This is a genomic window from Streptomyces sp. NPDC026092 (genome assembly GCF_040638605.1).
GTDB lineage: Bacteria > Actinomycetota > Actinomycetes > Streptomycetales > Streptomycetaceae > Streptomyces.
Window position 1 is genome coordinate 47,423 of record NZ_JBEZYN010000003.1, and the last position, 20,969, is coordinate 68,391.

Genomic DNA, 20,969 nt, shown 5'->3' on the forward strand with positions numbered 1-20,969 from the left:
GCGGGGCTGAGCTCACCCTGCTGAGGTGAACTCCGCCGCCTCGCCGCTGAAGGCGAGGGAGCCGCGGCGGAGTTCGTGGAGGAGCGTGCCGGGTGGGAGACCGGGGGGAGGGCGCTGCTCGGCGAGGACGACGGCGGCGCCGCCCGGCCGGGCGAGGGCGGTGAGCAGGCCGTACGTACGGGAGGAGACCTCGGGCGACAGGCCGAGGGACGGCTCGTCGACCAGGACCACGCGGGCGGGGGTCAGCAGGGCCCGGGAGAGCGCGAGCATCCGGCGCTCGCCGCCGGAGAGGGTGCCGGCGGTGCGGGGGAGGAGGGCGGTGAGTTCGGGGTACGCGGCGAGGGCCTGATCCCGGTCCCCGGGGGCCAGGTCCAGGTTCTCGGCCACCGTGAGCGTCGCGTACACCGCTCGGAGGTCCGGTACGAAGCAGAGTCCGCGGCGCGCCCGGGCGTGGGCGTGGAGGCGGGTCACGTCCGCGCCGCGCCACAGGACCCGGCCGGAGGAGAGGGGCACCGTGCCCGCGAGGGCGCGCAGAGCGGTCGTGCGGCCGGAGCCGTTGCGGCCGACGAGGACGGTGACGGTCGCCGCCGGGACGGGCAGGTCGAGGCCGTGCAGGGCCTCCAGGGGGCCGTAGCGGACGTGGGCGGCCCGCAGGGCGATCTCGACGCTCATGACACGATCCGGCCCCCTTCCATGGTGTGCACGGTATGGGCGAGGCCGGCGACCAGGTCCGGGTCGTGCTCGACGACGAGCACGGTGAGGCCGTCGGCGGCGAGGGCGGCCAGGATCCGGGCGAGGGCCTCGGTCTCGGCGGCGTCCAGACCGGCGGACGGCTCGTCCAGGAGGAGCGTGTGCGGGCGGCCGGCGAGGGCCCGGGCCAGCTCGACCCGGCGCAGGGTGCCGGTGGGGAGGTCGGCGGCCGGGTGGTGGCGGACGGGGCCGGCGAGGCCGAGAAGACGGAGGGCCTGTTCGGTGTGGGCGGGGGAGCGGTGGTGGCCCTGCTCGGCGCCGAGGCGGACGTTGTCCTCGACGGTGAGGGAGGGGAAGACGGCGAGCTGCTGGAAGGAGCGGGCGACGCCGAGGCGGGTGCGGACGTGGGCGGGGCGGGCGGTGATGTCGGCGCCGTCGAGGGTGACGTGGCCGGCGGTGGGGCGGAGGGTGCCGGCGAGGCAGTCGAAGAGGGTGCTCTTGCCGGCGCCGTTGGGGCCGACGAGGGCGGTGACGCGGCCGGGGGTGAGGGCGAGGGTGACGTGGGAGAGGGCGGTGAGGCCGCCGGGGTGGGTGAGGGTGAGGTCGTGCGCCGTGAGCCTCGCGGGGGCGGGTGCGGGTGCGGGGGCGCGCCGGTGGGGGTGCGCCCGGCCTTCGGCCGGGCTGGGGTTCCCACCCGCACCACCCGTGCGAGGAGGGGATTCGTCTGCAGGTCTTCCTGTGGGTGGTCGTTCGCCGTCGGCGGGTGCGGGGGGTCGCCCCGATTTCGGGAGCCAGGACGTCAGTGGGGGGATTCTGCCTGTCAGGGCTGCCAGGATGCCGATCGTGGCCGCCGCCACGCCGCCTCTCGTGCCTGCGTCCAGGCCCACCAGGAGGGCCGCGGCCGCCAGGGGGGAGAGGAGGCTGTCGGCGCCCAGGACGACGATCGCGGCGAACCAGAGGAGGCCGCGGACCGGGTCGTAGGCCTCCGGGTCGAAGGCGCGCAGGCCCATGCCCAGGAGGCCGCCGCCCAGGGCCGCGAGGGCGGCGCCCAGGACGAAGGCCAGGAGCTTGAGCCGGCTCACCCGTACCCCGGACGCCTCCGCGCCCGCCTCGTGGTCGCGGAGGGCGGCGAGCGCGCGGCCCGTGCGGCCCCGGCGCAGGGCCGCGACCAGGACCAGGCAGCCGGCCAGGACCACGAGCTCCAGGGCGTAGTAGCGGCGGTCGTCCGCGAAGCCCGCCGGACGGCCGAGGTCCAGGCCCGCCGTCGCGTACGGCTGGACGAACACGAACCGGCTCACCGCCACCCCGACCGCCAGCGTCACGAGCGCCAGGGCGAGCCCGTGCCGCCGGATCGCCGGCCACCCCGTCACCAGGCCCAGCGGGGCGACCAGGAGCACCGCGAGCGCCAGGGCCAGGAGCTCCGGCAGGCCGCCGGCCGCGAGCAGCGCCGTGAACAGGGCGCCCAGGCCCGCGTACGCCGCCTGGCCCAGCGCGATCTGCCCGCCCCGGCCCGTCACCACCACCAGCGAGAGCAGCACGATCGCGAGCGCGGGCACCTGGATCGCCGTGTGCAGGTCCGTCCCGGCGAAGCCCAGCGGGAGCAGGAAGAGCACCCCGACCGTGACCCCCACACCCGTAGGGGTCCTGGGCGCGACCGAGGGCGGCGGTAGCGCGTCCCTGCCCCGCCCGCCCACCCCCGGTACGACCAGGGCGGCCACGAGCAGCGCCACCACGAACAGGTTCGTCCCCACCGCCTGGACCAGCGGTCCCGCCCAGCCCTCCGGGTGGAGGCGGGTCATCTGCGCCTGGGCCACGCCCAGCGCGAGGGCCGTCACGATGGCGACCGGCAGGCTGCGCATCCGGGCCACCACCGCGACCGCGATCACCTCGACGACCAGGAGCGGCATCCCGTACGGGTCGAGCCGTACGTACGGGGCCAGCAGCACCCCCGTGAGCCCCGCCGTGAACGCGCCGAACGCCCAGCCGCCCGCCGCGACCCGGTCCGCGTCGATCCCGCCGAGCATCGCCAGCGGCCGGTTGTCCACGACCGCCCGCAGCTCCCGCCCGAACCGGGTCCACCGGGTCACCGCGCCCACCGCCACCGCAAGCAGCACCACCGCCGCGAGCTGTGTCCACGGGTCGTCGCCGAGGAGCACCGGCGCGTCCGCCCGCGCTCCCGTGCCCCACAACAGCGCCGCGCCGCCCACCAGCAGCACGAAGACCCCGATGGAGGCGACCAGGGTCTGCGCCGGGTTCGAGCCGAGCAGCGCGAGCGGGCGGAACACCGCCCGGTCCAGGACAAGGCCGATCCCGGGCGCGACCACAAGGAGTGTCACCAGCGCGGCCGGCGGGAGCGGCCAGCCCCACTCGACCACCAACTGCCGCAGGACGTACGCGCAGACCATGGCGATCGCGCCGTGCGCCAGGTTGAGCACCCCGGTCGCCCGGTAGGTGACGATCAGACCGATGCCGGTGAGCGCGGCGGCGCTGCCGACCGCGAGTCCGGCGAGGGTGAGGTCGTACGTCAGCGAGGCCACGGCTCACACACCGGACAGGGGTCGAGCTCCGCCTCCCCGGCCGGTTCGGCGTCCGCCCGGCCCGCCACCAACGGGCAGTCGGGGCGGTGTGCGAGGGTTCCGCCCGGCACCCGGACCGGGGGTGCGGTGGAGGAGGGCGGGGGATCGGTCTCGGCCTCGGGCTCGCCCAGAAGTGTCGCCGGCGTCGGAGCCCGGTCGCCGCCCGCCGAACCCGCCACGAGAAGCGCCCCGGCCACCCACACCGCGCCCGCCACGATCAGGGCCGCCCCCGGCACCGTGCACGAGGCGAGGTAGGGCAGCTGGCGCTCCGCGAAGCGCTCGCCGGAGATCCCGTACCAGCCCAGGACGCAGAGCACCGCGCCCCCGGCGACCGCCGCGACGCCGCCCCACAGCAGAACGCGGGATGTCGGCACGGGACCTCCCTCGGCTCGGGCCCCTTCACCCATTTCATGCTGAATATTCTCTTCCTTGCGCTATGTCGGGAATCGGCCCACCCTGGAATCATCAGGCCGCCCGGCCCCGACGGACACCCGGTGGTGAGCCAGATGGTTCTCAAGCGACGCGGTCGACACTCGCGTACGTCCTTCGCGGCTCTGGCCGCCGCCTCGGCCCTCGTGCTGGCCCCCGTCCTCGCGGGCTGCGGTGACGACGACGTCGCCGGCGACCCGATCGCCACGGGAACGCGCTCGGTCGCGAGCGACCGTCCGTCCGACCCCGTCGCCGCCAAGGCCGAGATCACCAAGAACTGGACGGCCTTCTTCGACCCGAACACCCCGGCCGCGGAGCGGGCGAAGCTGCTCGAGAACGGCGACCAGCTGGGGCCCGCCCTGGAGGCCCTGCTCACCAACGACGCCGCGTCGCAGGCCACGGCCAAGGTCAAGGGCGTCGAGTTCACCTCGCCGAACGACGCGAACGTGACGTACGACCTGCTGGTCGCCGGGTCCACGGCCGTGCCGAACGCGAAGGGCACGTCGGTCCTCCAGGACGACACCTGGAAGGTGTCCGCGAAGACCCTCTGCGGCCTGGCGCAGCTCAGCGGTGCGAGCGTTCCGGGTTGTTGAGGCCGGCGGGGCGCTGCTCCTCGCCGCGCTGCTCGCCCTGACCACGGCGTGCGGCAGCCGGCTCCCGGAGGACGCGTTCGAGACGCGGCCCACCGCCACTTCCCCCTCCGGCGGTGAGCCGCTCCGCGTCGGCATCATCACCAGCGCCACCAGCCCCGTCGGCGGCGACGCCTTCACCGGACCGCGCGACGGCGCCCGCGCCTGGTTCGACGCGCTCAACGCCAGGGGCGGCCTGAACGGACGCCGGGTCGAGGTCGTCGCCTGCGACGACGGCGGCAGCGGCGTCGGCAACAACGAGTGCGTGCACCGGCTCGTCGACGAACGCAAGGTGTTCGCCCTCGTCGCCACCACCGCGCTCGACTACGCCGGCGCCCCGCTCGTCTCCAAGGCCGGTGTCCCCGACATCGGGGGCCAGCCGCTCACCGCCGCGTACGAGACCTATCCGCATCTGTACGGGATCTACGGCAGCCTCGCCCCGCGCACCGGAGAGGCGCCCGGCTGGAACGGCGTCCTCTACGGCGGGACCGAGGTCTACCGCTGGTTCAAGCGCGAGCACTCCGCCCGTACCGCGGCCGTCGTCGCCTACAACCAGGCCGCGTCGACAGCGTACGCCCGGCTGATCTCCGACGGGCTGCGCGCCGAGGGGTACCGGGTCGTCGACGAGCAGGTCGACTTCGCCCTGCCCAACTTCCGCGCGGTCGCGGCCGATCTGCGGGCGCAGGGCGCCGACCTCGTCTTCGACGCCCTGGACACGCACGGCAACGCCCAGCTCTGCGAGGCGATGGAGGCGCTGGGCGTCAAGGTCACCGCCAAGGTGACCAACGTGCAGAACTGGTCCTCGACCGTGCCGCGCGACTACGCCGACTCCCCCTCCTGCCGGGCCTCACTCTTCGTCACCGGATCCAGTCGCAACTACGCGGACACCGGGCACCCGGCGGTCCGCGAGTTCCGGGCGGCGATGGGCGACCGGCCGCTGTCGCAGTGGCAGTTGGAGGGCTGGGCGGCCGCCATGTGGTTCACGGACGCGGCGCTCTCCTGCGGCGACCGGCTCACCCGCGCCTGTGTCGAGGAGTACGTCAACCGGGCCGAGCCGTACACCGCGCGCGGGCTCCTGCTGCCCGTCCGCTTCGAGAAGCTCCCCGAGCCGCCGAAGACCCGGGAGACCTGTCTCTCCGTGGCCCGCTGGCAGGACGGACGCGGCTGGGTCTCGCAGGGCGACATGAACAGCGACTGCGCCACCGTCCCCCAGATCGGCTACCGGCCGTGAAGAGTAAAGTCGCCCCCTACCGACCACACCGACGGGGGAATCGGCGACCCGATGCGCATCTCGTTCCTGCTCCACAACGCCTACCACATCGGCGGCACCATCCGGACGACGTTCACCCTCGCCGAGGTGCTCGCCGCACGGCACGAGGTCGAGATCGTCTCGGTCTTCCGGCACCGCGACGAGCCCGTCCTCGGCCTCCCCTCCGGTGTGACCCTGCGTCACCTCGTGGACCTGCGCAAGGACAGCGCCGACCAGAAGCACCCGGACCTCTCCCGGCCCGCCCGGATCTTCCCGCGCGGCGACGGCCGCTGGAAGCAGTACAGCGCGCTCACCGACGCCCGGATCGGCGCGCACCTGGCGTCCGTCGAGGCCGACGTGGTCGTCTCCACCCGGCCCGGCCTCAACGTCCACCTCGCCCGGCAGACCCGGCGCGGCCCGGTCCTGGTCGGCCAGGAGCACCTGATCCTGGACGGCCACACCTACCGGCTGCGGCGCGAGATCGCCCACCGGTACGCGGTCCTTGACGCCGTCACCACGGTCACCGAGGCCGACGCCCGCTCGTACCGGACCCGGCTGCGGCTGCCGGGCGTACGGATCGACGCGGTGCCCAACAGCGTGCCCGCGCCCGGCCTTCCGCCCGCCGACCCCGCCTCGAAGGTCGTCGTCGCGGCGGGCCGGCTGACCCCGGTCAAGCGGTACGACGTGCTGGTCGAGGCCTTCGCCGAGGTGGCCGCGGCCCGCCCGGACTGGAAGCTCCGCATCTACGGCGAGGGCGACCAGGGCGGCAACACGAGGCCCGCGCTGACCCGGCAGATCGAGAAGCTCGGCCTCGGGGAGAACGTCTTCCTCATGGGCACGGCCAACCCGATGGAGCCGGAGTGGGCCAAGGGCTCCCTCGCGGCCGTCACCTCGCGGCGCGAGTCCTTCGGCATGACCCTCGTCGAGGCGATGCGGTGCGGGCTTCCGGTCGTCTCCACCGACTGCCCGTACGGCCCCCGCGAGATCATCGAGGACGGCGTCGACGGCCGTCTCGTGCCCGTGGACGACGTCTCCGCCGTGGCCGGGGCCCTGCTCGAACTCATCGAGGACGACGAACTGCGCGCCAGGACCGCGAAGGCGGCCCTCACCGCCTCGGAACGGTTCGACCCGGTCCGGATCGCGGCCCGCCACGAGGAGATCTGGACCGAACTCGTCGCCCGGGGCACGAGCGGCCGCGCCCACGGCCGGCTGAGCGAGACCCGGCACCGCGCGGTCGGCTCCCTGGTCGACGCCGTGTACGAGCTGAAGCGCCGGGTCGGGGTGCTCGTCCGCCGCTTCCGCTGAGGAGTCGTTCGCCCGGAATCCGGGGAGCCATTGAGGACCGGATCCGTCCGCGACGGCTGGCAGACTCGGCCCCATGTTGGAGACCTCCGCACGGCTGCTCCGCCTGCTCTCGCTGCTGCAGGCCCACCGCGAGTGGTCCGGCGCCGATCTCGCCGACCGGCTCGGGGTGACCACCCGTACCGTGCGCCGGGACGTCGACCGGCTGCGCGAACTCGGCTACCCGGTCAACGCCAGCCCCGGCACGGGCGGCGGTTACCAGCTGGGCGCCGGTGCGGAACTGCCGCCGCTGCTGCTCGACGACGACGAGGCCGTCGCCGTCGCGGTCGGGCTGCGGACGGCCGCCGGGCAGGGCGTCGAGGGCATCGGCGAGGCCTCCGTACGCGCCCTGGCCAAGCTGGAGCAGGTGCTGCCGGGCCGGCTGCGGCGCCGGGTGAGCACCCTCAACGCCTTCACCGTGCCGATGCTGCGCACTCCGGTGAGCCAGGTCGACCCGGCCGTCCTGACCGAGCTCGCGAACGCCTGCCGGGACAGCGAGCGGCTCCGCTTCGCGTACCGCGACCACGGCGGCTCGACCACCCGCCGCACGGTCGAGCCGCACCGCCTGGTCTGCACCGAACGCCGCTGGTACCTGGTCGCCTGGGACGTGGACCGGGCCGACTGGCGTACGTTCCGGGCCGACCGGATCGAGCCGAAGCCGCCGCACGGCCCCCGCTTCCCGCCCCGCGAACCGCCCGCCGAGGACCTGGCGGGCTATGTCGCGAAGGGCATCTCGGGGGCGGCCTACGCGGCCGAGGCGATCATCAGGCTGCACGTCCCGCTCGCCGAGGCGGCCGCGGCCGTCGGCCCGATGGACGGCGTCCTGGAGCCGGACGGGGACGGCGCCTGTCTGCTGCGCGCGGGCGCGGGCAGCCTGGCGGGCATGGTCGTCCATGTGCTGATGCTGGGCGTCGAGTTCGAGGTGGTCGCGCCGCGCGAGCTCGACGACCGGGTCCGGTTGCTCAGGGACCGGCTTTCTCGGGCCGTGGACCGGTCGGAGCGCTCGGAGCGGTGATCCGCATCCGTTCGTAGGTCGCGAACTCCGGGTGGTGCAGGTCGAAGGCCGGTGCCTCGGAGCGGATCCGCGGGACCGCGTCGAAGTTGTGGCGGGGCGGCGGGCAGGACGTCGCCCACTCCAGCGAGCGGCCGAACCCCCACGGGTCGTCCACCTCGACCAGCGGCGCGTAGCGGGCGGTGCGCCAGACGTTGTAGAGGAACGGCAGCGTGGAGGCGCCGAGCAGGAACGCGCCGATGGACGAGACCGTGTTGAGCGCGGTGAACCCGTCGGCGTCCAGATAGTCGGCGTACCGCCGGGGCATGCCCTCTGCGCCGAGCCAGTGCTGCACCAGGAACGTGAGGTGGAAGCCGACGAAGAGGGTCCAGAAGTGGACCTTCCCCAGGCGCTCGTCGAGCATCCGGCCGGTGAACTTGGGCCACCAGAAGTAGAAGCCGGCGAAGGTCGCGAAGACCACCGTGCCGAAGACGGTGTAGTGGAAGTGGGCCACGACGAAGTACGAGTCGGTGACGGCGAAGTCCATCGGCGGCGAGGCGAGGATGACGCCGGTCAGCCCGCCGAAGAGGAACGAGACCAGGAAGCCGACCGACCAGAGCATGGGGGTCTCGAAGGAGAGCGAGCCCTTGAGCATGGTGCCGGTCCAGTTGAAGAACTTCACCCCGGTCGGCACGGCGATCAGGAACGAGAGCAGCGAGAAGAACGGCAGCAGCACCGCCCCGGTCGCGAACATGTGGTGCGCCCACACGACCACTGAGAGCCCGGTGATCGCCATCGTCGCGGCGATCAGCGTCGCGTAGCCGAAGATCGGCTTGCGGGCGAAGACCGGGATGATCTCGCTGACGATGCCGAAGAACGGCAGCGCGATGATGTAGACCTCGGGGTGGCCGAAGAACCAGAACAGGTGCTGCCACAGCAGCGCCCCGCCGTTCTCGGGCTGGAAGACCACCGAGCCGAACCGCCGGTCCGACTCGAGGACGAGCAGCCCGGCGGCGAGGACCGGGAAGGCCATCAGGACCAGGATCGCGGTGAAGAGGATGTTCCAGGTGAAGATCGGCATCCGGAACATCGTCATGCCGGGCGCCCGCATCCCGATGATCGTCGCCAGGAAGTTCACCGAGGTGAGGATCGTGCCGAAGCCGGAGAGCGCGAGCCCCATGATCCACAGGTCGGCGCCGATCCCGGGGGAGCGCTCCAGGTCGTTCAGCGGCGCGTAGGCGGTCCAGCCGAAGGCGGCGGGCCCGCTGGGCACGAGCAGCGAGCCGATCACCATCAGGCCGCCGAAGAGGAACAGCCAGTACGAGAACATGTTCAGCCGCGGGAAGGCGACGTCGGGGGAGCCGATCTGGAGCGGCACCAGCTCGTTGGCGAAGCCGGCGAAGGTGGGCGTCGCGAAGAGCAGCAGCATGATCGTGCCGTGCAGCGTGAACGCCTGGTTGAACTGCTGGTTGTCGAGGATCTGGATCCCCGGGCGGGCGAGCTCCGCCCGCATCAGCATCGCCATCACCCCGGCGGCCAGGAAGAAGACGAAGGAGGTCACCAGGTAGAGGTGGCCGATCTTCTTGTGGTCGGTCGTGGTGAGCCAGTCGATCAGGACCCGCCCATGCCGCTCCCGAGGTGATTCGACGGCCGCGGTCGCGGTGTCGGTGCCCATCGATGCCTCCGGTGCGTCCGATCGTCCGGTCATGATGCGCGCCCCGGCGGCGGGGACACGGGAGGCGGGCCGCCGGGCTGCTCCGGTCGGCCGAACGTGTGCGCGTTCTGCAGGGAAAGGGTGAAAACCGCGAGGTGGCGGTGGTCCTCCGAATTCTCCTGACCGGACTGCGCGGCGGAATTCAGGAAGCGCTTGCGGGAAGAAGCGGAAGGGGTCTGGAATTGCCGGGGATTCGGCCGGAAACTGCCCTTCCGAGTGACAGCGCTCGTGTCAAACATATGTCGAGAAGCTGTGACACAAGCGTGACCGGTAAGGGACTAACGTGAGGCGCATGACACCCAAGCCGACCTCACCCGTACCGCCGGAAGACTATGTGGGTCTCGACCGCGAGCAGGCCGAAGGACTCGCCCGTAACCACGGCTGGAGCGTGGTCCGTTCACTGCCACCGGGCTCGATCATCACGATGGAGTACCTGGAGGGCCGCATCAACTTCGAGGTGACGGACGGTACCGTCACGCGCTGCTGGCTGGGCTGACGGTCACGCACGAGGAAGGGCCCCGGCGCGCTGCCGGGGCCCTTCCTCGTGCGGTCGTGCGGGTCAGCCGCCGGTGAGCGGCCGCGAGCGCGACGGCCTGCGGCCGCCGGCCGGCGTGATCTGCGTCCGCTCCGGGCGCGTGGAGTGCCCCGCGTGCCCGGCGTGGGCCGCGTGCCCCCGGGGGGTGGTGAGCGGCGGCGCGAGACGGCCGTCCCCGCGCGCGGCGGACGAGGCCCGTCCGCTGCGGGCGCCGACGGTCTCCCTGACCGGCTCGTCGGACGCGACCGGACGCGGCGGGTACAGCGTCGGCCGCGGACCACCGGTCGCCACGGGCAGCGAGGGGACCAGCCGGCGACGGGCCCGCAGCTGCTCGCGCAGCCGGTCGCGGGCGCTGAGGACGATGGCCTCCACACGGCTGATCAGCGGCTCGCACCAGGGCAGCGCGAGCAGGATGAGCAGCCCGGCGGCCCAGCCGAGCAGTACGTCGCTCAGCCAGTGCGTGCCGATGTAGACGGTCGTCAGGCCGACGCCGAGCGCGACCACGGCGGAGAGCGCCGAGAGGTAGCGGCGGGCGCGCGGAGTGGTCGCCAGATAGGCCAGGATGCCCCAGGTCACGACCGCGTTGGCGGTGTGTCCGGACGGAAATATATCGCCGCCCGCGAAGAGCTCGGCCGAGCCGATCTGCGTCGCGTAGTGGGGACCGAGGCGGCCGAGTCCGAGCTTGACCGCGCCGACGGTGACATTGAGCAGGAGCAGGGCGGCGCCGAGGGTGAGCAGGGGGCGCAGGGTGTGCTGGCGCCAGGAGCGCCAGCCCAGCCAGGCCGCCACCATGACGGCCGTCGGGCCGCGCTGGCCGAGGACGACGTAGTAGTCGAGGAAGGGGTGCAGGTCCGGCCACTGCTGATAGGGCCGGAAGAGCATGATCTTCCAGTCGAGGGTCACCAGCCATGTCGAGAGCAGCACGGCCACGACGATGGCGAGATAGAACGCCAGCGTCCCGCCGAAGAGGGCGAGACGCGTACGGGTCATCCGCGGGACCTCTATCTTCGGCGGTTCCGGCTCCCGGTCCAGCCGGGCAAAGATGTCGGTACGCACCCAATCGACGTTACAGGGAGTGAGTGTCGACCTTGGTCGTTCCGGTCTCTTCGTGATGACGATGTGATGTGGAGTAGGTCTCAGACCGGGGTTTATTCCTGGCTACTGTCTGAGAATCCGATGACCTTGTGCCCTATTGGGCGAAGTCGGCTTTCCGGAAGTCTGTTTGTACGTCACGGAAATTTCTCAAACGGTTGTACGGGAGGAATTCATCGCGAGGCGCGGCCCTGCTGGAGTGGCGTACGCCACACCGGGCGGCCCGCCGGGGTGAGAGGTGCGCCACGCGCTCGTGCCGTGAACTCGCGTACGCTGACGGCTCACTCGCCCGTCGATGCCGGGCCGCCCCGAGGACCCGAACCCCCGGCCGGCGCCCGCCGAGTGCGAGGGCTTCACTGGGAGGTACGTACATGCAGCGGACGAGCACGGCCGGAGCACGGCTCCGCGCCGACGACGGCGGCGCCAACCGCTGGGTCGTCCTCGTCGTCCTCTGCGTCAGCCTGCTGCTCGTGGCGCTCGACGCCACGGTGCTCCACGTCGCCGTCCCCTCCCTCACCGAGGACCTGCGTCCCGGCGCCACCGAGCTGCTCTGGATCGTCGACGCCTATCCGCTGATCTGCGCCTCGCTGCTGATCCTCTTCGGCACGCTCGGTGACCGGGTCGGCCGGCGGCGGGTCCTGCTCCTCGGTTACGCGCTGTTCGGCGTCGCCTCCGCGGTCGCCGCCCTCGCCACCACCCCCGAGGTCCTCATCGGCGCCCGCGCCCTCCTCGGCGTCGGCGGCGCGATGATCATGCCTGCCACCCTCTCGATCCTCCGGGCGGTCTTCCCCGACCGGCGCGAGCGGGCCACCGCCATCGGCATCTGGACGGCGGTCGCCGCGGTCGGCGCCGCCACGGGACCGGTGCTCGGCGGCTTCCTGGTCGAGCACTACTGGTGGGGCTCGGTCTTCCTGATCAACATCCCGCTGATGGCGCTGATCCTGCCGCTCGGCCGCTGGCTGCTGCCCGAGTCCAAGGGCCGCGGCGACGGCCCCTGGGACGTCCTCGGCGCGCTGATGGCCGCGGCCGGCGTGCTCGGCATGGTCCTCGGCGTGAAGCGGATCGGCGCGGGCGAGAACCTGTTCGCCCCGGCGACCTGCGGCCCGCTGCTCGTCGGCGCCGCGCTGCTGATCCTCTTCGTACGGCGGCAGAAGCGCCGGGCGCACCCGCTGATCGACATGCGGCTGTTCTCCCGGCCCGCCTTCACCACCTCCGTCGGCTGCATCGTGCTCGCCATGCTGGCCCTGGTCGGCCTGGAGCTGATCGCCGTCCAGTACCTCCAGCTCGTCCTCGGGCTCAGCCCGCTGGAGACCGGGCTCAGGCTGCTGCCGCTCACCTTCGCCGCCATGGCGGCCGGCGCCACCGGCTCGTACACCCTGCGCCGGATCGGGCCGCGCCGGATGGTCGGCTGGGGCTTCGTCCTCACCGCCGCCGCCGTGCTGCTGCTCGTCCTGATGGGCCAGACCGACCGGCCGCTCCTGCTCACCGTCGGCTTCGTGCTGCTCGGCTTCGGCCTGCAGACCACCCTCTTCTCCGCCTACGAGTCGATGCTCAGCGAGGCACCCCCGGAGAGCGCGGGCGGCGCGGCGGCCATCGGCGAGACCTCGTACCAGCTCGGCGCGGGCATGGGCATCGCGCTGCTCGGCAGCGTGATGAACGCGGCGTACGCCCCCGGTCTCGCCTCCGTCCCCGAGGTCCCGGCCGCCGCGAGCAAGGCCGCCGCGAACTCGCTCGGCGAGGCCTACCAGGTCGCCGACCAGCTCGGCGGCACGGCCGGCGCGGCGCTGTACCACGCGGCCCGGCACGCCTTCGTGGACGGACTGCACGTCACCCTGTTCGTCAGCGCGGGGCTGCTGCTCGTCGGGGCGGTGATGGCGCTGCGGCTGCCGCGCGTCATGGAGTGCACGGTGGATCCGGAGGACCTGGTGGCGCCGGTCCCCGAGGAGGTGCGGGTGCCGGGCCGCCGCGAGCCGGCCGAGCGTGAGGCGGTCGAGCCCGCTCGTTCCGGCCGCCCGGCGCGCTGAGGCGCCGGGGCACGGGCGGGGTTCCGAGGCGCCGGCTCACGGGCCGGTGCGTGCGGTGTGGGCGGTGTTCGGTGTGGCCGGTGTTCGGTGGGCGTCTTCCGGCGCCGTCGCCGGAAGGGGCGCCCACCGCTCAGCTCTGGTTGAAGAAACCGTCCTGCGCACGCCCGGCCGGGTCCCCGCTGATGATCTGCGTGTCGGCCGGGGTCAGCAGGAAGACCCGGGTGGCCACCCGCTCGATCGAGCCGCGCAGACCGAAGGCGAGTCCGGCGGCGAAGTCCACCACACGCTTGGCGTCGGAGGGCTCCATGGCGGTGAGGTTCACGATGACCGGGACGCCGTCCCGGAAGAGCTCGCCGATGCCCCGGGCGTCCCGGAACCCGTCCGGGGAGACGGTCGCGATCCGGCGGCCCTGCTCCTGGGCCGAGTCGGACGCCACCCGGACCCGGGGGTCCGTCACCCAGGCGTCGCCGCTCTCGTTACCCTCGGCGTACTCGTCGTCGTAGTAACGCTCGTCGTTGTCCTCGACGAGTCCAAGCCAGGCGCTCGCCTTGCGCACCGATCCCATGGACGCCTCCTTTCAGCGCGGTCACTTGTGGTTCCGCAATCCCTATCGTCGTCCATGATGCGGATCGCGCGCCAAGTGGATAGTCGGCGCGCGCGTGTTTCGTGACGGTACTGGTGCAGAACGTGAGGCCCTGTTTCTGGCGATTCGTCAGGAATCTTGCGGTATGCGGGGCCTGACGGAGGTTCCGCAGGAGCTGTGCAACTTAAAATATGAAAGTCGGGCCAGAAGGGTGACGGTCGGAGCGTCCGGGTGAACGGGACGCTCGATACGATGCCCGGCACACGCACCAGCCGCACATGCGCGCGACTCACGGGGGAGTCTCTTGTTCGGAATAGTCAGGCCCTGCACGCACCGGCTCACCGAGGGCCTCAGGACCGAGTGGATGGCCCATCTCTGCGGCCTCTGTCTGGCACTTCGGGCCGATCACGGGCAGTTCGCCCGGGTGGTCACCAACTACGACGGGCTCATCGTCTCGGTTCTGACGGAGGCTCAGACCGGCCCGCTCGAGGGCATACGCCGCACGGCGGGCCCCTGCCCGCTGCGCGGGATGCGGACCGCGCCCGTCGCCCAGGGCGAGGGCGCGCGGCTCGCGGCGGCCGTCTCGCTGGTCCTCGCCTCGGCGAAGGTCCGGGACCACGTCGCCGACCGGGACGGCCTGTTGGCCCGCCGCCCGGTCGCCGCCGCGGCCCGCCGGGTCGCCAGGTCCTGGGACCGGGCGGGCGAGCGGACCGGGCGCGCGCTCGGCTTCGACACCGCCCTCCTCGTGGACGCCGTGGACCGGCAGACCGGGATCGAGACGCTCGCCGGACCCGGCACACCGCTCCTCGTCGTGACCGAGCCGACCGAGACCGCGACGGCGGCCGCCTTCGCGCACACCGCCGTCCTCGCCGGGCGACCCGGCAACGTCGAGCCGCTCGCCGAGGCCGGCCGGCTCTTCGGGCGGCTCGCCCACCTGCTGGACGCCGTGGAGGACCGGGAGGCCGACGCCGCTTCGGGTGCGTGGAACCCGCTCGCCGCGACCGGCACCTCGCTCGTCGAGGCCCGCCGGCTCGCGGACGACGCGCTCCACGGCATCCGCCTGGCCCTGCGGGACGCGGAGTTCGTCGACGGCCGGCTCGTGCACATGCTGCTCGCGCACGAGCTGCGGGTCTCGGTCGACCGCGCCTTCGGCACGACGACCTGCTCGCACGGGACGCCGGGTCCCGGCCAGGGGCCGGTGCCGGGAAACCCCTACGCGGGCGGGGGCGGGAACCCGTACGGGAACGGCGGTAATCCCTACGGGGGCGGCGGCGGGAACCCGTACGGCGGGGGAGGGCCCGGCGGCCCCGGCGGTCCCGGTGGGCTGCCGCCGCAGTTCGGGGGCGAGGGGCCGCAGCGGCCGAAGCCGCGCGGATTCCTCGCCGGATGCGCCGCGTTCACCTGGCTGTGCTGCACCTGCCAGCTGTGCTGTGCGAAGCGGTACGAGGGCCCGTGGTCCCGGAAGAAGCGCAAGGGCGCCTGCCGGAACGCGGACGACGTGGCCGACGCCGGCGACTGCGCGTGCGACTGCTGCGACTGCGGATGCGACTGCTGAGCCCGGGCGGCGGGGCGGACGGGGCGAGGTGGCCCGCTCGCTGGTGATCGTCGGTGCCGGGCCGCGCGGGACCGGGGTGCTCGAGCGGATCGCCGCCAACGTGCCCGAGCTGTACGACGGTTCCGGCCTCGACGTCCATGTCGTCGACCCGTACCCGCCGGGCGGCGGCCGGATCTGGCGCCACGACCAGTCGCCGCTGCTCCGGATGAACTCGCAGGCGCGGGACGTCACGATGTTCACCGACGACAGCGTGGAGATGGCCGGACCCGTCCTCGCCGGGCCCACCGTGCACGCGTGGGCCGGCGGGGACGGGCGGGCCTTCGTCAGCCGCCGTACGCACAGCGGCTATCTGCGCTGGGTGTACGAGCGGGCCGTCGCCGCCCTGCCGCCCGGGATCGCCGTCCACCACCACCCGCGCCGGGCGCTCCGCGTCGCCGGAGCGCGGCACGGCCGCCAGACGGTCCGGCTCGAGGGCCTCGACGCCCCGCTCGCCGCCGACGCCGTCGTCCTCGCCCAGGGGCACCTGGACGCCGAACCCGACGCCGAGCAGATCCGCCTGGCCGACTTCGCCGCGCGGCACGGTCTGGTGCACCTGCCGCCCGAGTTCACCGCCGACAGCGACCTCTCCCCGGCACGGCTCCCGCCCGGCGCGCCCGTGCTCGTGCGCGGCCTCGGCCTCGCCTTCGTCGACCTCATGGTGCTGCTCACCGAGGGGCGCGGCGGCCGGTACGAGGACGGGGCGTACGTACCCTCGGGGCGCGAGTCGGTCCTGTACGTCGGGTCGCGGCGGGGCGTTCCGTACCACGCGAAGATCGCGTACTCGCTCGTCGGCGAACGGCCGCCGCTGCCACGCCACCTGGGTCCCGCCGAGATCGACCGGCTCCTCGCCCTGCCCGGCGGGGCCGACTTCCGGCGGGACGTCTGGCCGCTGGTCGCGAAGGAGCTCGGCTTCGCCCACTACCACCGCCTCTTCACCGCGCACCCCGAACGCACCCGCGTCCCCTGGGCGGAGTTCGAGCGCGCCCACGCCGTCTGCCCGCCCGGCGGCGGCCCCGAACTCGACGCCCTGGTAGCCTCCGCCGTGCCCGACCCCGCCGACCGGCTGGACCTCGGCGCGCTCGACCGGCCGCTCGCCGGGGTGCGCCACGCCTCCGCCGCAGCGCTCCAGGAGCACCTGCGGACGTACATCTCCGCCGACCTCGCCCGCCGCCGCGACCCGGAGCGCAGCGCCGACCTCGCCCTCTCCCACGCGCTGCTCGCCGTCTACGGGCAGCTGGCGCGGCTCGGCGATCTCGGTCCGTGGTGGCACGGCTTCTACAGCTCCCTGGCGTCCGGGCCGCCGGACCCGCGGCTGCGGAACCTGCTCGCGCTCTCCCGCGCGGGTGTCGTGCGCTTCCTCGGCGCGGACCTCCGGATCGCCGCCGGGGACGGGGTGTTCCGGGCCCACAGCCCCACGCTGCCGGGGCACGTCACCGAGGCCCGTGCCCTCGTCGAGGCCCGGCTCCCGGAGCCCACGGTCACCACCACCCGCGACCCGCTGCTGCGGGCGCTGTACGCCGACGGCGCGGCGGCGACCCCGGCCGGGCTCCTCGCCGTCGACCCCGCCGACGGGCGCGTCCTGGACCGGACAGGGGTGCCGCACCCCCGGCGGTTCGCACTCGGCCCGCACACCGACGCGCGCGGGCCCGGCGGGTTCACCCGGCCCGGCGGCAACGGCCTCGCGCTGCGGCAGAACGACGCGACCGCACGGGCCGTCCTCGCCCTCCTGCGCGACCTGACCGGGCCCCGCCGGGCCTGAGCGCATCACCCGAAGCGTCGCGTCCGGGCCTTTTCGGACCCGTATGGAAGGGTGGATCACCATGAGCACGGATAGCACCGATCCCCAGGCCCGGCAGGACTGGGAGCACTGGCACGAGCAGCGCACGGCGGCGGTCGCCTCGTCGTACGGTCCGCTCTCCCTCACCGGCACGTACTGGCTCTCCGACTACCCGGAGGGTCGAATTCCGGCCGTTCCCGGGCGGTGGCGGGACGAGGGCGACGAGGTGGTCCTCACGGCCGGTGCCGAGGACGCCGTGACCGTCGACGGCAAGCCCCTGATCGGCAGCGTTCGGCTCACCGCCGACCACGCCCCGATCCACGAGTCCCGGGCCGAGTCCGCCGGGCGGCGCCTTGTCGTGCTGCGCCGCGAAGGGTTGTGGGCGGTACGGGACTTCGACCCCGAGTCCCCGGCGCGGCGCGCCTTCCGGGGCATCGAGGCCACCCCGTACGACGAGAGCTGGGCGGTGCCCGGCACCTTCCGCGCGTACGAGGAGTCCCGGAGCGTCCGGGTGGAGAACGCGGACGGGAGGGAGCGGGGGCTCGGGCTCGCGGGCGTGCTCTCGTTCGAGCTGCGCGGCGTCGAGCACACCCTGCAGGTCGCGGTGGAGGACGACGGCACGCTGTGGGCGGTCTTCGCCGACGCGACCAGCGGAAGGGACAGCTACCGCTTCCGCTTCCTGCGTCCCGCCGCGCCCGCCCAGGACGGCTCGGTGACCGTCGACTTCAACCGTGCGCTGCTGCCGCCGTGCGCCTTCGCGGACCACTTCATCTGTCCGTTCCCGCCGCCCGGGAACACCCTCGACACCGCCGTGCCGGCGGGGGAGCGACGGCTGGTGGAGGGCTGAGGCGGGGGACGGGGCCGGGGGCTGCCGTGGACGGTGGGGAGCGGTCGGGGGCGCCGTCCACGGCGTGCTTGTGATCAACTCCTTTGTGGAATCAGGTAGTTGAGCGTCGTACGGCCGAAAGGCGCCCTTGCGGCGGTCGGTCGGGGAGCCCGAGACTCCCCCACAGCGCCGGCCCCTGGCCGCGCCTCACGGGTCCGACACCCCACTGTGGACCCCCGATTCCCCTCTGGAGGAACGTCAAGTGAGGATCAAGCGCACCACCCCCACGAGAACCATCCGTCTGCTCGCCGTCGCCACCGGTCTGGCCGCCGCCGCGGCCGTCGCGGTCCCCGCCGCGAACGCCGACACGGCGCAGACCTTCAGCGCGTCGCAGCTCACCGCCGCGGGCGACGCCGTCCTCGCCGCCGACGTGGCCGGTACCGCCTGGCACGTCGACCAGGCCACGAACACCCTGGTCGTCACCGCCGACTCCACGGTGTCCAAGGCCGAGATAGCCGAGATCAAGCGCGAGGCCGGCGCCAACGCCAAGGCGATCCGGGTCGAGCGCACCCCCGGCAAGTTCAACAAGCTGATCTCCGGCGGCGACGCCATCTACGCCACCAGCTGGCGCTGCTCCCTCGGCTTCAACGTCCGTGACAGCGCGGGCAACTACTTCTTCCTGACCGCCGGGCACTGCACCGACGGCGCGGGCACCTGGTACTCCAACTCGGGCCGCACGACCGTCCTCGGCTCCACCTCGGGATCCAGCTTCCCGACCAACGACTACGGCATCGTCCGGTACACGAACTCCAGTGTCACCAAGTCCGGCACGGTCGGCAGCGTCGACATCACCAGCGCCGCCAACGCCACCGTGGGCATGTCCGTGACCCGTCGCGGCTCCACCACCGGCACCCACAGCGGCTCGGTGACCGGCCTCAACGCCACCGTCAACTACGGCGGCGGCGACATCGTGTACGGCATGATCCGCACCAACGTCTGCGCCGAGCCCGGTGACTCCGGCGGCCCGCTGTACTCCGGCAGCCGCGCGATCGGCCTCACCTCCGGCGGCAGCGGCAACTGCTCCAGCGGCGGTACGACGTTCTTCCAGCCGGTCACCGAGGCGCTGAGCGCGTACGGGGTCAGCGTGTACTAGAGCGTCCGATCGGGCACCATGATCCGAACGGAAGTCGGGTCCCCCGGCCCCCGCGTGGGCCGGGGGACCCGACGCGTGGACTCGTGGTGGGGAGAAAAGTGTGACCGTCCGGCCCGGTGGACCGATACCCGCCTCCGACGCGCAACGCAGGGTCCGGCGCAGCCCGCTGCTCTACACGGCCCCGATCGTGCTGCTCTGCCTCCTGACGGCCGTCCTGGGCTGGGAGATCGTCCGCGCCAACATGACCGAGCAGGCCAGGACCGACTGGCCGTGGCGGCTGCAGTTGCTGGACATGGAGCCGCTGGGCAGCCTGCTCGCGGTCGCGGCCGCCGCCGTCCTCGCGCGGGCGCAGTACGCCCGCACCGTACGGCCCTTACTGGGCTGGAAGAGCGACTGGACGACGGGGCGGCTGCGCGGGGGCGGAGTCGAGTGGCGGGCGGCGGTCTACAACGGCGGCCAGTACTCGGCGGTGATCGAGCGGTACGACTGCCGGGTCGTCCTGGCGGGGGAGAGCGACCCGGCGTCGACCCCGTGGACGGACCTGCCGGGGGCCGTGGCGATCCTGACCGGCGCCGGTCTGGCCGCGGGCGAGGACTTCCAGATCCGCCTCTTCGGCAACTTCCCGCTGGTGGGCACGGGGACGTACGAGACCGTCGAGATGGGGTCCTTCTCCCGGCGCTTCGTCGCCGAGGTCGACGCCTTCTACGTCCGCCTCCGGGTCGTGGACACCGTGGGGGACACCCATGAGCGGATCATGAACTGCCTCAAGGGCGCCCGCTCGGAGGGCTATCTGCCGCCGCCTTCCTGACTCCCTTGCCCCCGGAGCCACTCCAGGACCGCCGGCAGGGCGTACTGGGCGGCGAAGTGGCCCGCGTCGGGGACGAGTTCGAGGGTCGCCCCGGGGATTCGGCCGGCCAGCCAGCGGGTGTGGGCGGGCGGGGAGAAGGCGTCGTCGAGGCCGTGCCAGAGCAGGACGGGGGCGGTGACGGCGGAGACGTCGAAGCCCCAGGGGCGGGTGAAGGCGAGACTGTCGTCGGTCCAGCCGTGGTGCGTGGCGCCGAGCGCCTCGCGGTAGGAGCGCAGGAGGGTGGCGCGTACGGCGGGGTCGGAGACGATCGGCAGGTCGTGGTCGGAGAGTTCGGCGCGCAGGTCCTCGACGAGCCGCTCCGGGTCCTTTCTGATGGCCGCCGCCCGGGCGGCCAGGTCCGCGTCGAGCAGCTCGGGCGCCTCGGCGGCCAGGCCGAACTCGCGCACGTTGAACGGGGTCATGCCGGCGAACCAGTCGAGCCCGGCCGCGTCCCGGGGCGCGATGCTCACCAGCGCCGCCGCGGCCCGGACCCGCTCGGGCAGCAGGGCCGCACAGGCGAGCGCGTGCGGGGCGCCGCCGGAGCGCCCGACGACGGCGAACCGGTCGATGCCGAGCGCGTCGGCGACGGCGGCGGCGTCCCCGGCCGCATCGGCGACCCGGCGGCCGGGGTGCCGGTCCGAACCGCCGTACCCGGGCCGGTCGTAGGCGAAGAAGCGCAGGTCGGGGCGGCGCTCGGGGAGGTCGGGCAGCGCGGTCCCCAGCCGGCTGCCGGGTGTGCCGTGCAGGAGCAGTACGGGGGTCCCGGCGGGATTTCCCCATTCCTCGGCCAGCAGCAGGCGGCCGTCATCGGTGCGCACATGCTTTCCCATGGTCGGGGAGCCTACCGGGGAAATTCTTGTGAAAGTTTTCACAAGCTCGCAAGGGTCTAAAGTCCTGCGGTGTTTTCCCAGGCCAGGTG

At 73.4% G+C, this 20,969-nt stretch carries 18 protein-coding genes; 11 read left to right on the forward strand and 7 right to left on the reverse strand.

Features of this window, described 5'->3' with window-relative positions; genetic code table 11:
- Positions 1–12 precede the first annotated feature (12 nt).
- From AB0F56_RS05205 to AB0F56_RS05215, 3 genes are read right to left on the reverse strand one after another with little or no spacing between them, the layout of a single operon-like run.
- Positions 13–672 carry an ATP-binding cassette domain-containing protein gene (locus AB0F56_RS05205; protein ID WP_362004142.1) on the reverse strand — a complete coding sequence of 220 codons (660 nt, stop codon included), beginning with the start codon at positions 670–672 and terminating at the stop codon, positions 13–15.
- Positions 669–3,227: an ATP-binding cassette domain-containing protein gene (locus tag AB0F56_RS05210; protein WP_362004145.1), complete on the reverse strand. Its 2,559-nt coding sequence runs from the start codon at positions 3,225–3,227 to the stop codon at positions 669–671. Before AB0F56_RS05210 ends, AB0F56_RS05205 begins: the two co-directional genes overlap by 4 nt.
- A complete protein-coding gene (locus tag AB0F56_RS05215) occupies positions 3,215–3,640 on the reverse strand; it encodes a hypothetical protein (protein WP_362004147.1) in 426 nt (141 codons plus the stop codon). Before AB0F56_RS05215 ends, AB0F56_RS05210 begins: the two co-directional genes overlap by 13 nt.
- Before the next feature lie 132 nt (positions 3,641–3,772).
- Between AB0F56_RS05215 and AB0F56_RS05220 the strand changes: the two genes are divergently transcribed.
- From AB0F56_RS05220 to AB0F56_RS05235, 4 genes are all read left to right on the forward strand, one after another.
- Positions 3,773–4,288 (forward strand): hypothetical protein, encoded by a 516-nt coding sequence (locus AB0F56_RS05220; RefSeq protein WP_362004150.1) that lies wholly within the window; start codon positions 3,773–3,775, stop codon positions 4,286–4,288.
- Positions 4,266–5,555: an ABC transporter substrate-binding protein gene (locus tag AB0F56_RS05225; RefSeq protein ID WP_362004153.1), complete on the forward strand. Its 1,290-nt coding sequence runs from the start codon at positions 4,266–4,268 to the stop codon at positions 5,553–5,555. Before AB0F56_RS05220 ends, AB0F56_RS05225 begins: the two co-directional genes overlap by 23 nt.
- 51 nt (positions 5,556–5,606) lie before the next feature.
- Positions 5,607–6,878 (forward strand): glycosyltransferase family 4 protein, encoded by a 1,272-nt coding sequence (locus AB0F56_RS05230; RefSeq protein WP_362004154.1) that lies wholly within the window; start codon positions 5,607–5,609, stop codon positions 6,876–6,878.
- Positions 6,879–6,951: 73 nt separating this feature from the next.
- Complete coding sequence (locus AB0F56_RS05235) at positions 6,952–7,929, forward strand: YafY family protein (RefSeq protein WP_362004156.1); 978 nt, start codon at positions 6,952–6,954, stop codon at positions 7,927–7,929.
- Here the strand turns inward: AB0F56_RS05235 and ctaD are convergent.
- On the reverse strand, positions 7,877–9,580 hold the full coding sequence (gene ctaD / locus AB0F56_RS05240; protein ID WP_362005086.1) for a cytochrome c oxidase subunit I: 1,704 nt from the start codon (positions 9,578–9,580) through the stop codon (positions 7,877–7,879). The genes AB0F56_RS05235 and ctaD overlap by 53 nt on opposite strands.
- A 331-nt stretch (positions 9,581–9,911) precedes the next feature.
- On the opposite strand from ctaD, the gene AB0F56_RS05245 reads away from it, so the two are divergent.
- On the forward strand, positions 9,912–10,115 hold the full coding sequence (locus AB0F56_RS05245; RefSeq protein ID WP_362004158.1) for a proteinase inhibitor I78: 204 nt from the start codon (positions 9,912–9,914) through the stop codon (positions 10,113–10,115).
- 63 nt (positions 10,116–10,178) lie between these two features.
- Here AB0F56_RS05245 and AB0F56_RS05250 read toward each other — a convergent pair whose 3' ends face one another.
- On the reverse strand, positions 10,179–11,210 hold the full coding sequence (locus tag AB0F56_RS05250) for a phosphatase PAP2 family protein (protein ID WP_362004161.1): 1,032 nt from the start codon (positions 11,208–11,210) through the stop codon (positions 10,179–10,181).
- A 407-nt stretch (positions 11,211–11,617) separates the two neighbouring features.
- Here AB0F56_RS05250 and AB0F56_RS05255 point away from each other — a divergent pair, with 407 nt between their 5' ends.
- The gene (locus tag AB0F56_RS05255) at positions 11,618–13,270 is read left to right on the forward strand and encodes an MFS transporter (RefSeq protein WP_362004164.1); all 1,653 of its coding nucleotides are present in this window, start codon (positions 11,618–11,620) and stop codon (positions 13,268–13,270) included.
- Between the two features lie 130 nt (positions 13,271–13,400).
- Here AB0F56_RS05255 and AB0F56_RS05260 read toward each other — a convergent pair whose 3' ends face one another.
- Entirely contained in the window at positions 13,401–13,835 is a 435-nt protein-coding gene (locus tag AB0F56_RS05260; protein WP_362004167.1) for a cell division protein SepF, read from the reverse strand.
- Between the two features lie 322 nt (positions 13,836–14,157).
- Here AB0F56_RS05260 and AB0F56_RS05265 point away from each other — a divergent pair, with 322 nt between their 5' ends.
- The 5 genes from AB0F56_RS05265 (at position 14,158) to AB0F56_RS05285 (ending at position 20,011) form a co-directional block, all read left to right on the forward strand.
- Positions 14,158–15,408 carry a DUF5685 family protein gene (locus AB0F56_RS05265; RefSeq protein WP_362004169.1) on the forward strand — a complete coding sequence of 417 codons (1,251 nt, stop codon included), beginning with the start codon at positions 14,158–14,160 and terminating at the stop codon, positions 15,406–15,408.
- Positions 15,409–15,436: 28 nt separating this feature from the next.
- On the forward strand, positions 15,437–17,206 hold the full coding sequence (locus AB0F56_RS05270) for an FAD/NAD(P)-binding protein (protein WP_362004171.1): 1,770 nt from the start codon (positions 15,437–15,439) through the stop codon (positions 17,204–17,206).
- A gap of 61 nt (positions 17,207–17,267) precedes the next feature.
- Positions 17,268–18,071, forward strand: a complete 804-nt coding sequence (locus tag AB0F56_RS05275) for a DUF1684 domain-containing protein (RefSeq protein ID WP_362004173.1) — start codon at positions 17,268–17,270, stop codon at positions 18,069–18,071.
- A 241-nt stretch (positions 18,072–18,312) separates the two neighbouring features.
- A complete protein-coding gene (locus AB0F56_RS05280; protein ID WP_362004176.1) occupies positions 18,313–19,203 on the forward strand; it encodes a S1 family peptidase in 891 nt (296 codons plus the stop codon).
- A 100-nt stretch (positions 19,204–19,303) separates the two neighbouring features.
- Complete coding sequence (locus AB0F56_RS05285) at positions 19,304–20,011, forward strand: hypothetical protein (RefSeq protein ID WP_362004179.1); 708 nt, start codon at positions 19,304–19,306, stop codon at positions 20,009–20,011.
- On the opposite strand, the gene AB0F56_RS05290 is transcribed toward AB0F56_RS05285, so the two are convergent.
- On the reverse strand, positions 19,990–20,880 hold the full coding sequence (locus AB0F56_RS05290; protein WP_362004182.1) for an alpha/beta hydrolase: 891 nt from the start codon (positions 20,878–20,880) through the stop codon (positions 19,990–19,992). The genes AB0F56_RS05285 and AB0F56_RS05290 overlap by 22 nt on opposite strands.
- Between the last annotated feature and the right edge of the window lie 89 nt (positions 20,881–20,969).

Coding starts and splice junctions, on each gene's coding strand:
- AB0F56_RS05245 (WP_362004158.1), top strand. CDS start 9,912: ATGACACCCAAGCCGACCTCACCCGTACCGCCGGAAGACTATGTGGGT.
- AB0F56_RS05205 (WP_362004142.1), bottom strand. CDS start 672: ATGAGCGTCGAGATCGCCCTGCGGGCCGCCCACGTCCGCTACGGCCCC.
- AB0F56_RS05255 (WP_362004164.1), top strand. CDS start 11,618: ATGCAGCGGACGAGCACGGCCGGAGCACGGCTCCGCGCCGACGACGGC.
- AB0F56_RS05260 (WP_362004167.1), bottom strand. CDS start 13,835: ATGGGATCGGTGCGCAAGGCGAGCGCCTGGCTTGGACTCGTCGAGGAC.
- AB0F56_RS05275 (WP_362004173.1), top strand. CDS start 17,268: ATGAGCACGGATAGCACCGATCCCCAGGCCCGGCAGGACTGGGAGCAC.
- AB0F56_RS05220 (WP_362004150.1), top strand. CDS start 3,773: ATGGTTCTCAAGCGACGCGGTCGACACTCGCGTACGTCCTTCGCGGCT.
- AB0F56_RS05235 (WP_362004156.1), top strand. CDS start 6,952: ATGTTGGAGACCTCCGCACGGCTGCTCCGCCTGCTCTCGCTGCTGCAG.
- AB0F56_RS05230 (WP_362004154.1), top strand. CDS start 5,607: ATGCGCATCTCGTTCCTGCTCCACAACGCCTACCACATCGGCGGCACC.
- AB0F56_RS05290 (WP_362004182.1), bottom strand. CDS start 20,880: ATGGGAAAGCATGTGCGCACCGATGACGGCCGCCTGCTGCTGGCCGAG.
- ctaD (WP_362005086.1), bottom strand. CDS start 9,580: ATGGGCACCGACACCGCGACCGCGGCCGTCGAATCACCTCGGGAGCGG.